The sequence below is a fragment of the Caminibacter pacificus genome, assembly GCF_003752135.1.
In the GTDB taxonomy this organism is placed as follows: domain Bacteria; phylum Campylobacterota; class Campylobacteria; order Campylobacterales; family Nautiliaceae; genus Caminibacter; species Caminibacter pacificus.
In genome coordinates, this window is sequence record NZ_RJVK01000001.1 from 86,787 (window position 1) to 99,661 (window position 12,875).

The window sequence follows — 12,875 nt, forward strand, 5'->3', positions numbered from 1 at the left end:
AAGGAGGGGAATCATGAGAGGACTTGAAGCGCTTGAGTATTTTTTGGAAAATTGGGATTCTAAAATAAGATGTTTTGATGAGGTCCAAGAGTTTGAAGCAATGGTTGAGTATGCTCTTGGAAACGATGTTAGGGTTGTAAATACGAAAGTTATAATCGATAGATTTTTTGATAGAGTAATAAGATTCGAAAACGAAGAGTTTTTCGACCTTAAGACCTCTTTTTTACCGGAAGAGATAGAATATGACCCGTTTAGCGGGAATCTGTATATAAATAGAAATCTTTACAGAATAAAAATCGCTCCTAAAATCTGCTAAAACGGACTTAATCGTCCGTTTCGAGCTCCAAACTCATAAGATACATATCTTCCCCGTCTATAATTTTAATATTACCGCTTTGACATTGGGGACATAAATATTCGTCTTTGCTTAATTCGCCTTCGAAGCCGCATTTTTCACACCGCACGACTACCGGTTGTATTTTCATTATGAATTCGGCTTCTTCACACATGGTTCCTTCTTTAAAAGTATCAAAAGCCGTTTTTAACAAATCAGGTTCCACGCCGCTTAAAACACCTATTTTTATTTCGAGCTTGGTTACTTTTTTTGCGTTGTTTTTTATAGCGTGTTCTTCTGCAAGTTGAAGTAGTGAATCGACTATTGAATATTCATGCATTCATAACCTTTTTTTAAAATTATATTATAATTAAGGAAAAAAAAGGATAAAAGTGAGTAAAGAGGCTAAAAAAGAACAAATTATGAAAACAGCTCTTGAACTTTTTGCAAAAAAGGGCTTTTATACTACTACGATAGCGGATATAGCACGTGAAATGGGAATGAGTGTCGGGAATATGTATAATTACTTTCCATCAAAAGAGTCTTTGGCAAAAGAGCTTTTAATATACACGTCAAAAAAATTCGGTGATGAAATCAGAAAAATTAACGATATGGATATCAGTTCTAAAGAAAAAATAAAAAAAATTGTTGAATTGTACTTCAAAATGGCAAAAACCGAACCCGAACTTGTAGATTATTTTATGAGAGTTTATCTATCTAATAAAGAGATTTTTAATAACGGATGCGAAGGAATGCTTTGTGTTTCTGCTTTTGTGACCGAGATTATGATCTTTTTTGAAGAGGGAGTTAGAAAAAAAGAGCTTAAAAACCAAGATTTTTTTGCTGCGTTCGGACTTTTTATGGGATATATCGGCGGACTTGCGTTTTTGAATAGAGAGGGTATTTTGGGAAAAGATTTGGATGAATATATCGAACCGGTAAGCGAGAATATCTACAATGCACTCAAAGCCTAAACTTATATGGATTGATGCCGTAGGATGTAACGGGTGCAGTCATTCTTTTTTTAATTATCCGGAATTTAAGGAAATATTTAAAAAAATCGAGCTACTTTACCATCCTTTAATCGATACTGAAGAATTTAAAATTCAAGATTGCGATATTTTGGTTATAGAGGGTGCTTTAAAATCCAATTTTACAAGACTCGGTTATGAGCTTCATAATTTAATTACTTCACTTTTTTCTTCGGCAAAAAAAGTTATTGCTCTTGGAACGTGTGCGGTTTATGGTGGAATGTTTGGTGAAGGAATTGTTTATAACAAAGAATCTCACGGTAAATTTTATAAATGTAAAGAAAAAGTAATCAATATTCCCGGATGTCCGGCACATCCTGAGTGGCTTGCATATGTGCTAAATATGATTATAGAGAATAAAAAAATAGATTTGGACTCTGAAAATAGACCTCTTGAAACATTTTCTTATACTTCTCATATGGGGTGTATACGTAACGAATATTTCGAGTGGAAAATAGACGCAGAGAGTTTCGGTACGAAAGAAGGGTGTTTATATTATTTTCAAGGATGTCAAGGACCTTTTACTCATAGTAGTTGTAATAAAATACTTTGGAACGAAGTAAATTCCAAACCTCGTGCCGGGACTCCGTGTTTCGGTTGTACGGAAAGTACGTTTCCTAAAAAAAATCTTTTTAAAACCGAAACGTTTATGGGAATTCCGGCTAATTTACCGCTTGGTGTTAGCAAAAGAGCATATTTAACACTTGCCGGAGTTGCAAAAAGCCTTAAAAATGAACGATTAAATAAACCTTTAATAGAATATGGGGATTGTGATGAAAATAACACAAAAAATAGTAAATAAAATTGAAGGCGAAGCCAATCTTAAAATATACGGAGAAGATATTGTAGATTTTGTCGAAATAGAGTTTTGGCAATATAGGGGGATTGAAAATTATTTGGTAGGGCGTCATTATATGGATGCACTTGTAATAAATCCTCGTATTTGCGGTATTTGCGGTCATTCGCATTTATTGGCAAGTGCCAAAGTTATCGAACAAGCGTTTGGTTTGGAAGTTTCTAAAAAAGCAGAAATTTTAAGAGATATAACAGTCGGTCTTGAGATTATTCAAAATCACCTCAAATGGTTTTACGTAACGCTTTTTCCGACTCGAATTAAAGATAGGAAATTTATGTTTAAAGGTCTTGATATCGCAAGAGAAGCTTCTAAAATTATTGCGTTAATAGCAGGTCAGTTTCCACATAATTCGTATATTGTTCCGGGTGGAGTTACTTGTGATTTGACTAATCTTGAAGTTTTTAAAATAAAGGATATGTTAAAACATTTAAAAGAGAATATAGAAAAAAACGTCGTAGATGAAAACGGAAAAAGTGAAGATTTGGAAACTTTTTTTGAAGATTTGCCAAAAGAGATAGGAAAAAGCTTAGGTAGATTCTTGGTCCTTGGGAATAATCTTTATTTTGAAACTAACGGAGATATTACAAAAATTGATGAAGAAAAAAATTCTTCATTAAGTAAAAATGTTTTTTATAAAAATAGGCTTGTGGAAGTCGGGTCTTTAGCGAGAAATCTTTTTAACGAAAAAGTGCGCGAAAAATACGAAATATATTCAGATAGTATTTATACGAGAGTTTTTTCTCGTATTTACGAGGTATATTTGGTTATTGATTATTTATTGAAAATAGTTAATGATATAGATGTATTGGAGCCTTCTTATATAAAATATAATAAGAAAAGCGGTAAAGGTAAAATCGCAATAGAAGCACCAAGAGGAAGTTTGATTCATGAAATTGAAATAGATGATGAAGTTATAAGAAAATATAATATCATAGTACCTACACAGTTTAATCTCTCTTCGTCTTCAAAAGAAAATCCTTCTGCGGCACAAGCAGCCATGATGGGCGAAAAAACAGAATATATCGACACGATTTTTAAATGTTTCGATATTTGTGCCGTTTGTGTGTCTCATTAGAAAAAATTATCTAAAATATTAAAAAAATATTAATTTTTCCTTGCTTTTTGATAATTTTTTATTATAAAATAATGATGAATGAATTCTAATTCGGAGGAAGACGATGAATGATGCACTTATGAAACAAATGAAAGAGAGAATTGAAGCTCTTAAAAAGCTTCCGGGAGTTGGAAGCAAATCGATTAAAGATGTACTTGAAGAGAACGGATTTACAAGAAGAGATTTTCTAAAATGGTCAGCTGCAATGGCAGCAATGTTAGGACTTCCAGCATCATTTGCTCCGGTAGTGGCAGAAGCTGCTGAGGTAAGTGACAGACTTCCAGTGGTATGGCTACACTTGGCAGAGTGTACTGGTTGTAGTGAAAGTTTGCTAAGAACGGATGCTCCTACAATTGACGATTTGATTTTTAACTACATCAATCTTCAATATCATGACACTATTATGGCTGCTGCGGGATGGCAAGCAGAAGAAAACTATGAAGAAGCACTTGAAAAATTTGCAGGAAGATTTATCTTATGTGTAGAAGGTGGTGTTCCTACAAAAGACGGTGGAGAATATTTAACAATCGGACCTGAAGCTGAAACAGGGCTTGCAAAACTTAAAAGAACTGCAAGCAAAGCCGCTGCAATTATTGCTGTTGGTACTTGTAGTAGTTTCGGTGGTATCCAAGCTGCATATCCAAATCCTACAGGAACAGTTGGAATCAATAAAGTATTAAACAAACCTGTAATTAATGTACCCGGATGTCCTCCAAGTGCAAAAAATATTGTAGGTACAATAGTTTATGTGATTCTTTACGGACAATTACCTGCTGTTGATAACTTCAACAGACCTAAATGGGCATACGGACTTAGAATCCATGACCTATGTGAAAGAAGAGGTCATTTCGACGCAGGTGAATTCGTAGAACAATTCGGTGATGCAGGAGCTGAAAACGGATTCTGTTTATATAAAGTAGGATGTAAAGGTCCATATACTTTCAACAACTGTAGTAGAGAAAGATTCAATCAACATACTTCATGGCCTGTTCAAGCGGGACACGGATGTATCGGATGTAGTGAGCCTGATTTCTGGGATAGTATGGCACCGTATGAAGAGCCTCTTGCAAATAAAAAATTTATGTCGGTAGATGCTGACGCTACTGCTGATAAAGTAGGTATCACAATCTTAACAGTAGCTGGTGTAGCGATTGCAGCACATGCAGCACTAAGCGCAATTAAAAATCCTAAGGAGTAATAGATGGCTAAAAGAGTAGTAATTGACCCGATTACAAGAATTGAAGGGCACTTAAGAGTAGAGGTTGTTTTGGATGAAAACAACGTAATTAAAGACGCGTATTCTTCTGCGACATTATGGAGAGGTATCGAAGTAATTCTAAAAGGAAGAGACCCGAGAGACGCAGGTTTTATGACACAAAGAATTTGTGGTGTTTGTACTTATTCACATTATAAAGCAGGTATCACTGCTGTTGAGAACGCTCTTGGTATCGAGCCGCCTCTAAATGCGAAACTTACAAGAACATTACTTGATTTCGCACTATTTTTCCATGACCATATCGTACACTTTTATCAACTTCATGCACTTGACTGGGTTGATATTATCAGTGCGCTTAAAGCGGACCCTAAAAAAGCGAGTGAAGAAGCTTTCAAATATGTTCCGAAAGGTTATGAACCTATCGCAACAGGTGAAGATCATCTAAGAGAAGTTCAAAAAAGAGTAGCTAAATTTGCTGAAAAAGGTGACTTAGGACCATTCAAAAATGCATATTGGGGTCACCAAACAATGAGATTTACTCCGGAACAAAACCTAATTGCACTTTCTCACTACCTAAAAACACTTGAAATGCAAAGAATTGCCGCTCAAATGATGGCAATTTTCGGTGGTAAAAACCCACATCCGCAAAGTTTAACCGTAGGTGGTGTTACTTGTGTTATGGATTTACAAGACCCTGCAAGACTTGCTGAGTATATGACTAAATTTAAAGAACTTGCAGATTATACAAACAGAGCATACTATGCCGACATCGTAATGGCAGCTGCTGCTTATGGTAACGAGCCGAGCGTCGTACAAAAAAATAACTTAGGTAACTACCTAACATACAGAACTATGCAAACAAGTGCTAACTCTTGGTTATTTGACGCTTGCGGTTATATTAAAGATTTCGATTTAAGCAAATTCTATGAAATAGATGAAAGCAAAATCGAAGAAGACGTAACTCACTCTTGGTACAAAGATACAGGATTCAGACATCCGTATAACGGTGAGACTGTTCCTGAATATACAGGATACGTAGACGGTGAAAGTATTAACGGTGAAGGAAAACTTGTTCATACAAAAGTTGCGAATCCGGAAGGAAAATATTCTTGGATTAAATCTCCAAGATACAATAAAGAACCTATGGAAGTTGGTCCTCTTGCATGTATGGTTGTTAACTATGCAAAAGGAAATGAAAAAGTTAGAAAAGTTGTTGATGAGTTCTTAGCTCAAACTGGTCTTCCTGCTGAAGCGTTATTTACGACTCTTGGAAGAACTGCGGCAAGAATGCTTCAAACTAAAACAATTGCTGATTACGGTCTTGAAGCATTTAACAACTTAGTAGAAAACCTAAAAGTAGATAAAACTACAGTAACACCTTATGTAATTGATAAAAACAAAGAATACAAAGGTAGATTTATCGGTGACGTTCCAAGAGGAATGCTAAGCCATTGGTGTAGAATTAAAGACGGTAAAATTGAAAACTGGCAAGCTGTAGTTCCTTCAACTTGGAATGCAGGTCCTGTAGACGGTAACGGTAAAAAAGGTGCTTATGAAGTTAACCTAATCGGTATGAAACTTGCAGATCCGACTAAACCTCTTGAAGTTATCAGAAATATTCACTCTTACGACCCATGTATTGCTTGTGCGGTTCACGTAATGGACGTAAAAGGTAAAAAACTTGGTGAATTCAAAGTAGACCCACTTTACGGTGCATGCTAAGGAGGCACAAATGAAATTCTTAAAAACAATGGGAGAGTATCTCGGCGGGATTGAATTCTCTGCCGGATACAGATGGCAACACTGGATAAGAGCTATTTCTATATTTGCTCTTATCGCAACAGGATTTTATATTGCAAATCCTTTTATTACATACGCAAACGTATCTCCTGAGCCGACAAGATTTTTGCAAGCTCAGATTAGAGAATGGCATATTATTTTCGGTTTTGCGATGATAGGTGCCGTTTTATATAAAACATTTTTCTTCTTCTTTTTCAGAGAAGGAAAATATGAAAGATTATCCATCCTGGATGCTTTTAACATTAAACTAATGTTAGAGCAAGTAGGATATTATTTATTAATCAACAAACACCCACACACAAAAGGTGTTTATAATCCGTTACAATTTTGGGCGTATACTATGCTTTACGTATTCTTTTACGGTATTATTATCACAGGGCTTGCATTATACGCCGAAGTTTATCATAACGGTCTTGGAGGAGCTTTATATCCTTTAGCAAAAGCGGTTGAGAGCTTTTTTGGCGGTCTTGCGTATGTTAGACTTTGGCATCATATTTTTATGTGGGCTATTATTATCGTAGTATTTATCCACATCTATATGGCCGTATATAACGCAGTATTTGGCAAAAACGGTGGAATGGACGCAATTTTCTCAGGTATGAAATGGGAAAAAGAAGAACATTAATTTATTTTTCCCCTTTTGGGGAATAAAGTGAAAAATGAAAAACGAATAAAACTTCTTTTTTCACTTTTCACTTTACATTCTTCACTTAAACTCGAAAGGTTGTTATGAAAATATTAGTTCTTGGTATAGGGAATATATTATTCGGAGACGAAGGAATCGGCGTTCATATGGTTAACTATTTGGATGAAAAATATAATTTTAAAGGTCCTCATCAAGTTGATTTGATAGACGGCGGAACACTTGCGCAAAGATTGATTCCTATAATAGTGGAATACGATAAAGTATTTATATTTGATACCGTTGATGTTGATGAAGGAGAAATAGGCGATGTCTATTTTTTTGATTTTTTGGAAGTTCCGGAGTGTGTGAGTTGGCAGGGAAGCGCTCATGAAGTGGAAATGCTTCAAACTCTTGAAATGATACATATGATGGGTGATTTACCGGAAACTAAAATAATCGGTGTAGTTCCTTATGTAATCGGAGAAGATACTACTTTTACAATTACCGAACCGGTAAAAAAAGCCGCAAAACTAATGGAAAAAATTTTAATAGACGAGCTTAAAAAATTGGGAGTCGAAATAGAAGTGAAAAATCCTGATGTCGATTTACAAGAAATAGCGAGAATTTCTTATAAAAAAGGCGTACCTGAAGAATCGCTAAGAGGTTATGAAGCTATGAAGGATATGCAATGATATTAAAATTTGTATTCGAAACTCCTTCAAGAGCCGGAATTATTGAAAAAATTTCAAAAAGAGTTGCGAAAAAAGTCGGAGTCAAAATAGGATTTGATAGAGATTTGGAAAATATTTACGCTTACATCGAAGGGGACGAAAAAGATATCGAAAGTTTTTCAAGAGAACTTGCTAACGAACTTCCTTTATCAATATTTTTAAAATCATTAAACGCCGAAGTTGTCGAAGAGTTTAGAGATGAAAAAATTGATGAATTTCCTAATATTTCATTACCTCCTTGTCCTAAATGTTTAAGAGAATTTAAAGATATAAATAGCGAATATTACTTGGATATTTTTCATCATTGCGAAGTGTGCGGATATGACGTGAGAGAAAAAGCTGATATTCAAAATCCAAAAGAGTTTTTTTCAGCACTTGTTAAAAAGTTAAAAGAAAATGGAAAAATTACCGTTCAAACGATGAACGGAGCTTATGAATTGTCTCAAAATTTAGAAGAAGCTCAAATCGTGGCGGCTAAAGATTTGGCAAGTATTGCAAAATATTTTATGGCTTTTGAAGGTGATGCAAAAGCGCTTGCGAGTATAGAAAAACCTCTTGTTAAATTAAAAACGAATCTTGAATTTAAAAAAACATTCGGTCTTTCTATTCCTGCATTTGACGTAAAACTTCCCGATTGTTTGGTTTTAGAAGCGATTTTCGAGCTTGGAGATTTTGATATTTTAGGGCTTAAAAAATGCGATAATCCTCAAGATTTAGCTTTTGATGTTGCGGTCGAAAAGACTCCTATGGCAGTTGTTACGGATTCAGTGAAAAAAGATATTTTGTTATATGATGGAGATAGAGGAATTATTCCTACGTTTGAAAAAGCACAATTAAGCGGAATTTTAGGGGTTCATAAACAATACGGAGCTTATAGCGACCAAAAGAGAAGTATTATTGATAATAAAAATTTTCCTAATTTTGAAAAAAAAGAAGCTAAACCCGCTTTTGCAGGATTTTACGGAGTATTAAGTCAATGGGAATTGGAAGAAAAAAATATTATGGGATTTTGTTTTTATAAAGAAGATGAGAGTAAAATTTTTATCAATTCTCCGAAATTCGGTCTTGTGGAGTATATCGATTTTATATTTAAGTTTGAAAATTTCGAAGAAATTTTTGCATTGATTAGTGCAATGAACGATACCGGCAAAAAATTAATTCAAAACTTCGCAAAAAGAGAACCCGAACTATTCGAGAAAGCTCTAAAAGCGGATATTTCAAGTGATAAAAACGGAATTTATTATTTATGGGGATTAATTGGGGTGGTTTTAGGATTTGCCGATAATGTAGAAAATGCAGCCGATAAACTTTTGAAGTATGCTAACGAAGCAATGACAAAAAAAGGTCCTCGGATAGACTATAAAATGAACGGAAATAATTTGGATCCTCTTTGGGCTATAAGAACGGCTATGAGTTTTCATATGGCAGGAGTGGATAATTATCTTTTAAGCTATGGTGTTATTGAAAGTTTTGCCGAATTTTTAAGTAATAATTACGACCAAGTAAATAAGGAAACTCCTCTTGATGGTGCTATAATCGTAGGAGATTTGTTTGAAGGTGAATTTTTAAATAAAATTTACAGTTATATCGATAAAAATTACAAAGTTTATACGCCAAAAGCATTGCCTATTAGCGGTGCTATTGAAGCATACGGAAGTTTGGTTATTAATTCGAATTTGGAAAAAAATAATAAATAATTTTAAATTTAATACAATTTTAATCCTATTTATTTATAATTCAAATGCAAAAAGCTTTTTCATTTTTTCTCCTTTTTTATTTTTCCCTCCTTTTGTTGTAAAATTACTTCTAAAAAAGGCAAAACTTGCGTGTTAAATACAAAATCAACGGAATCGTTCAAGGTGTCGGATTTAGACCTACCGTTTATAAGATAGCCAAGAAACTTAATTTAAAGGGTTATGTTTTAAACAGTAGTGACGGAGTGATAATTGAAATAGAAGGTGAAAATAAAGATAAGTTTTTAGACGAACTCAAAAAAAACCTTCCGCCTCTTGCGAGGATTGATTCGATAGAGAGTGAAATATTGGATTTTGTGGGATTTAAGGATTTTGTAATAAAAGAATCTCAAAATACTCAAAAAACCACTTCAATCTCTCCTGATATTGCCGTTTGTGATGATTGCTTAAAGGAGATGTACGATAAAAACGACAGAAGATATCTTTATCCTTTCATAAATTGCACTAACTGCGGTCCGAGATATACTATAATCGAAAATATTCCTTATGACAGAAAAAATACTTCAATGAAAAAATTTAAAATGTGTAAATTTTGCGAAATTGAGTATAACGACCCTCTAAACAGAAGATATCACGCTCAGCCTATCAGCTGTTATGACTGCGGTCCGAAACTTGATGTAAAACGTAAAGATGATAGTGGAAAATGGAAAAGTCTTAATTTTGATGATGAAATTCATAAAATTAAATATATTGCTAAAAAAATAAAAGAAGGGAAAAATGTCGCAATAAAAGGGCTTGGAGGGTTTCATCTCGTATGTGATGCGACGAATGAAGAGGCTGTTGGAAATCTTAGAGAGAGAAAAAGACGACCGAGTAAGCCTTTTGCCATGATGTTTAAAAATTTGGATATGATAAAAGATTATTGCGATATAACGGATAAAGATGTCGCTTTGATAACTTCTAAAGAAAAACCTATCGTACTTGTTAAGAAAAAGAAGGATTTAAAAGGTATAGCCGATAAAATAGACAGATACGGCGTTTTTTTGCCTTATACACCATTGCATTATCTGCTTTTTGATTTTTTAGATTTTCCGATAGTCGCTACAAGTGCGAATATTTCGGACGAGCCGATTATAAGAGATAGTGATGAGCTTATCGAAAAGTTATCGAATGTAATTGATTATATTTTAGATAACGACAGAGATATTGTAAATGCGTGTGACGATAGCGTGGTGCAGGCTGTAGGGGATGAATATATTACGATGAGATGTGCTCGGGGATATGCGCCTTTAATGGAGAATGATAAAAGTGAAAATGAAAAGTCGTATGGCAAACTTAATATTTTAGCCGTCGGTGCCAATCAAAAAAACACTATTTCCCTTGCTTTTAAAGACAAATTTATTCTTTCTCCTCATATCGGAGATTTGGGGACTCTTGGAAGTATCGAATATTTCCAAAGGACGATTGAGACTTTTAGAAGGCTTTATGAATTTGAAGAAGATGTAATTATTTGTGATAAACATCCGTATTACGAATCGACAAAATGGGCTTTGTCCCAAGATAAAAAAATCTTTCAAGTTCAGCACCACTACGCTCATGCTTTGGCTACGATGTTCGAGCATAATTTAAAAGGAGAATATCTTTGTTTTATATTCGACGGTACCGGATACGGAGATGACGGGACTATTTGGGGTGGTGAAGTATTTATAGCTAATAGGAATGATTATAAGAGAATACATCATATCAAACCTTTTAAATTAATAGGGGGTGAGAAAGCCGTTAAAAATCCGGCGAATATGGCTGTTGCTTTGATTGATGAGGAGCTTGCTAAAAATTATCCGAATTACAAAATAGCAAAAGCCCTGAATAACGCCTCTTTTCCTCTGACAAGCTCTATGGGTAGAATGTTTGATATGGTTGCGTTTTTGTCTGGGATGATTGAAAAAAACGAATGGGAGGGAATAAGCGGATTATTGATTGAAAAATATTATAATCCGGAAATTAACGAAAAAATAGAGCTTAAAATCGAAAAAGAGATAGACTTTAGACCGGTTTTGAATTTCGCGGCTGCAAATAGAGGTGAATTTGAGAGAGTTTCGAGTGTTTTTATAAATACTTTGGTCGATTTGATTGAGAAAATCGCAAAAATTTACGACTTACCGGTGATCGTAGGAGGCGGGGTTTTTCAAAATAAAACTCTTCTTACGCTTGTAAATAAAAGGCTTAATCCTTACTTTAACAAAAAAATACCGATTAATGACGGAGGTGTGAGCGTAGGTCAGGCGGCATGGGGGATTTGGAATTTAAAATAAATCCTTAACTTCAATTTTGAATCCGTTAAATCTAAATTCCGCTTCTTTTAGGTAATAAAAGAAGTTTTCTTCGCTTACTCCTTTGAATTTTTTAATAAAATTTTCGAAATATTCCCAAAATTTGTAAATATTTGCGTGATTTTGGACTTTTATTATTCTACTTTGTCTAAAAAAACTTTTTATTTTTTCTTCATCAAATCCGGCGTAATTTTTCATTGGGCTTAGCATAATGTTATAAATTTTTCCGCCGTAGTCGATTGTGAGGAAGTTTTGGGCTTTTATAAGTTCTTTTGAAGTTTTTGGTAGATATAGATATTCTTCGAATTCTTTTATTTCATCTTTTTTCAAAAACTCTTCTTCACATATCGAAGCGATAACTTTTCGTATATTTTTAATCTCTTTTACCACCGTTGCGTATGAAATGGAATATTTTTGACTGATTTCTTGAGGGGTTAGTTCGTCTAAAAAGCCTTTTAGGATTTCGGCTTTTCTTTCAACTCTTTTTGGTGAAAATTTTCTTTTACATTTGGCGCATTTATAATATCCGTCTTTTAATTTGTATAAGATGTAATGATTACAGTAAATACAACTCATTTTTTCTTAACCATACACAAAATTACAACGCCCAAAATTCCTAAAAATCCCAAAAGTCCTAAATACTCGCTTCTGTTTTTCTTTTTTGCTATATATGTCGAGATAGCGATATATCCGAGTCTTCCGGATATTGATAATATAGCCCCGAGTACGAAAGCTCCTATTAAAACTGCTTGAGAGAGATGTTTATTATAGAGCGCTATATCGATTAAAAGTGTACCTATAATTGAAAAAGTCGTGACGATTAAAATAAGATTTTCGATTTTATTAGAGAAGAAAAGCGTCAAAAATTCTTCATATTTTTTAATAACCAAAAATCCTGCTAAAACGAACATAATTAAAAAAACGAATGAAAATAGAGGCGAAAAAAAAGATAAATACAAAAAGAAACTAAGACTCACGGGAATTAGTATAAAAAGATTGTTTCTTTTCGGGTGCAAAATATAATTTTCTTTGCTACACATCAGATATGCTACGGCTGTTAGAGCGATTACAACGATTAAAATTAACATTTTTCCTCCTTTTTAGTTCTATAATTATACAAGAAAATTGAGCTTTTAAGAAAAAA

Annotated in this window: 13 protein-coding genes; 10 read left to right on the forward strand and 3 right to left on the reverse strand. The window is 33.9% G+C overall.

Translation table 11 applies throughout. The annotated features are described in order from the left end of the window. Window positions 1-13: 13 nt before the first annotated feature. Window positions 14-316, forward strand: a complete 303-nt coding sequence (locus EDC58_RS00490) for a hypothetical protein (RefSeq protein ID WP_123351535.1) — start codon at window positions 14-16, stop codon at window positions 314-316. A 7-nt stretch (window positions 317-323) separates the two neighbouring features. Here the strand turns inward: EDC58_RS00490 and hypA are convergent, their stop codons facing one another. Then, complete coding sequence (hypA, locus tag EDC58_RS00495) at window positions 324-674, reverse strand: hydrogenase maturation nickel metallochaperone HypA (protein WP_123351536.1); 351 nt, start codon at window positions 672-674, stop codon at window positions 324-326. A 46-nt stretch (window positions 675-720) separates the two neighbouring features. Between hypA and EDC58_RS00500 the strand changes: the two genes are divergently transcribed. From EDC58_RS00500 to hypF, 9 genes are all read left to right on the forward strand, one after another. After that, window positions 721-1,308 (forward strand): TetR/AcrR family transcriptional regulator, encoded by a 588-nt coding sequence (locus EDC58_RS00500; protein WP_123351537.1) that lies wholly within the window; start codon window positions 721-723, stop codon window positions 1,306-1,308. Beyond that, window positions 1,292-2,167 (forward strand): NADH-quinone oxidoreductase subunit B family protein, encoded by an 876-nt coding sequence (locus tag EDC58_RS00505; RefSeq protein ID WP_123351538.1) that lies wholly within the window; start codon window positions 1,292-1,294, stop codon window positions 2,165-2,167. Before EDC58_RS00500 ends, EDC58_RS00505 begins: the two co-directional genes overlap by 17 nt. Continuing rightward, window positions 2,139-3,296: a nickel-dependent hydrogenase large subunit gene (locus EDC58_RS00510; protein WP_123351539.1), complete on the forward strand. Its 1,158-nt coding sequence runs from the start codon at window positions 2,139-2,141 to the stop codon at window positions 3,294-3,296. The genes EDC58_RS00505 and EDC58_RS00510 overlap by 29 nt, the downstream gene beginning before the upstream one ends. Before the next feature lie 103 nt (window positions 3,297-3,399). Then, window positions 3,400-4,533 carry a hydrogenase small subunit gene (locus EDC58_RS00515; RefSeq protein ID WP_123351540.1) on the forward strand — a complete coding sequence of 378 codons (1,134 nt, stop codon included), beginning with the start codon at window positions 3,400-3,402 and terminating at the stop codon, window positions 4,531-4,533. Window positions 4,534-4,536: 3 nt separating this feature from the next. Continuing rightward, window positions 4,537-6,273: a nickel-dependent hydrogenase large subunit gene (locus EDC58_RS00520; RefSeq protein ID WP_123351541.1), complete on the forward strand. Its 1,737-nt coding sequence runs from the start codon at window positions 4,537-4,539 to the stop codon at window positions 6,271-6,273. 10 nt (window positions 6,274-6,283) lie between these two features. Beyond that, window positions 6,284-6,976 (forward strand): Ni/Fe-hydrogenase, b-type cytochrome subunit, encoded by a 693-nt coding sequence (gene cybH / locus EDC58_RS00525; RefSeq protein WP_123351542.1) that lies wholly within the window; start codon window positions 6,284-6,286, stop codon window positions 6,974-6,976. A gap of 104 nt (window positions 6,977-7,080) precedes the next feature. Next, window positions 7,081-7,668 carry a HyaD/HybD family hydrogenase maturation endopeptidase gene (locus tag EDC58_RS00530; protein ID WP_123351543.1) on the forward strand — a complete coding sequence of 196 codons (588 nt, stop codon included), beginning with the start codon at window positions 7,081-7,083 and terminating at the stop codon, window positions 7,666-7,668. Then, on the forward strand, window positions 7,665-9,404 hold the full coding sequence (locus EDC58_RS00535) for a hypothetical protein (RefSeq protein ID WP_123351544.1): 1,740 nt from the start codon (window positions 7,665-7,667) through the stop codon (window positions 9,402-9,404). The genes EDC58_RS00530 and EDC58_RS00535 overlap by 4 nt, the downstream gene beginning before the upstream one ends. A gap of 125 nt (window positions 9,405-9,529) precedes the next feature. Continuing rightward, entirely contained in the window at window positions 9,530-11,713 is a 2,184-nt protein-coding gene (gene hypF, locus EDC58_RS00540) for a carbamoyltransferase HypF (protein ID WP_123351545.1), read from the forward strand. On the opposite strand, the gene EDC58_RS00545 is transcribed toward hypF, so the two are convergent. Both EDC58_RS00545 and EDC58_RS00550 read right to left on the reverse strand, forming a co-directional pair. Then, complete coding sequence (locus EDC58_RS00545) at window positions 11,705-12,307, reverse strand: helix-turn-helix domain-containing protein (RefSeq protein ID WP_123351546.1); 603 nt, start codon at window positions 12,305-12,307, stop codon at window positions 11,705-11,707. The genes hypF and EDC58_RS00545 overlap by 9 nt on opposite strands. Beyond that, the gene (locus EDC58_RS00550) at window positions 12,304-12,819 is read right to left on the reverse strand and encodes a hypothetical protein (RefSeq protein ID WP_123351547.1); all 516 of its coding nucleotides are present in this window, start codon (window positions 12,817-12,819) and stop codon (window positions 12,304-12,306) included. The genes EDC58_RS00545 and EDC58_RS00550 overlap by 4 nt, the downstream gene beginning before the upstream one ends. Window positions 12,820-12,875 lie beyond the last annotated feature (56 nt).

What these genes read in the sequence shown, in the direction of transcription:
- EDC58_RS00515 (WP_123351540.1), top strand. Translation starts at nt 3,400, where the DNA reads ATGAATGATGCACTTATGAAACAAATGAAAGAGAGAATTGAAGCTCTT.
- hypA (WP_123351536.1), bottom strand. Translation starts at nt 674, where the DNA reads ATGCATGAATATTCAATAGTCGATTCACTACTTCAACTTGCAGAAGAA.
- EDC58_RS00510 (WP_123351539.1), top strand. Translation starts at nt 2,139, where the DNA reads ATGAAAATAACACAAAAAATAGTAAATAAAATTGAAGGCGAAGCCAAT.
- EDC58_RS00490 (WP_123351535.1), top strand. Translation starts at nt 14, where the DNA reads ATGAGAGGACTTGAAGCGCTTGAGTATTTTTTGGAAAATTGGGATTCT.
- cybH (WP_123351542.1), top strand. Translation starts at nt 6,284, where the DNA reads ATGAAATTCTTAAAAACAATGGGAGAGTATCTCGGCGGGATTGAATTC.
- EDC58_RS00545 (WP_123351546.1), bottom strand. Translation starts at nt 12,307, where the DNA reads ATGAGTTGTATTTACTGTAATCATTACATCTTATACAAATTAAAAGAC.
- EDC58_RS00530 (WP_123351543.1), top strand. Translation starts at nt 7,081, where the DNA reads ATGAAAATATTAGTTCTTGGTATAGGGAATATATTATTCGGAGACGAA.
- EDC58_RS00550 (WP_123351547.1), bottom strand. Translation starts at nt 12,819, where the DNA reads ATGTTAATTTTAATCGTTGTAATCGCTCTAACAGCCGTAGCATATCTG.
- EDC58_RS00535 (WP_123351544.1), top strand. Translation starts at nt 7,665, where the DNA reads ATGATATTAAAATTTGTATTCGAAACTCCTTCAAGAGCCGGAATTATT.
- EDC58_RS00520 (WP_123351541.1), top strand. Translation starts at nt 4,537, where the DNA reads ATGGCTAAAAGAGTAGTAATTGACCCGATTACAAGAATTGAAGGGCAC.
- EDC58_RS00505 (WP_123351538.1), top strand. Translation starts at nt 1,292, where the DNA reads ATGCACTCAAAGCCTAAACTTATATGGATTGATGCCGTAGGATGTAAC.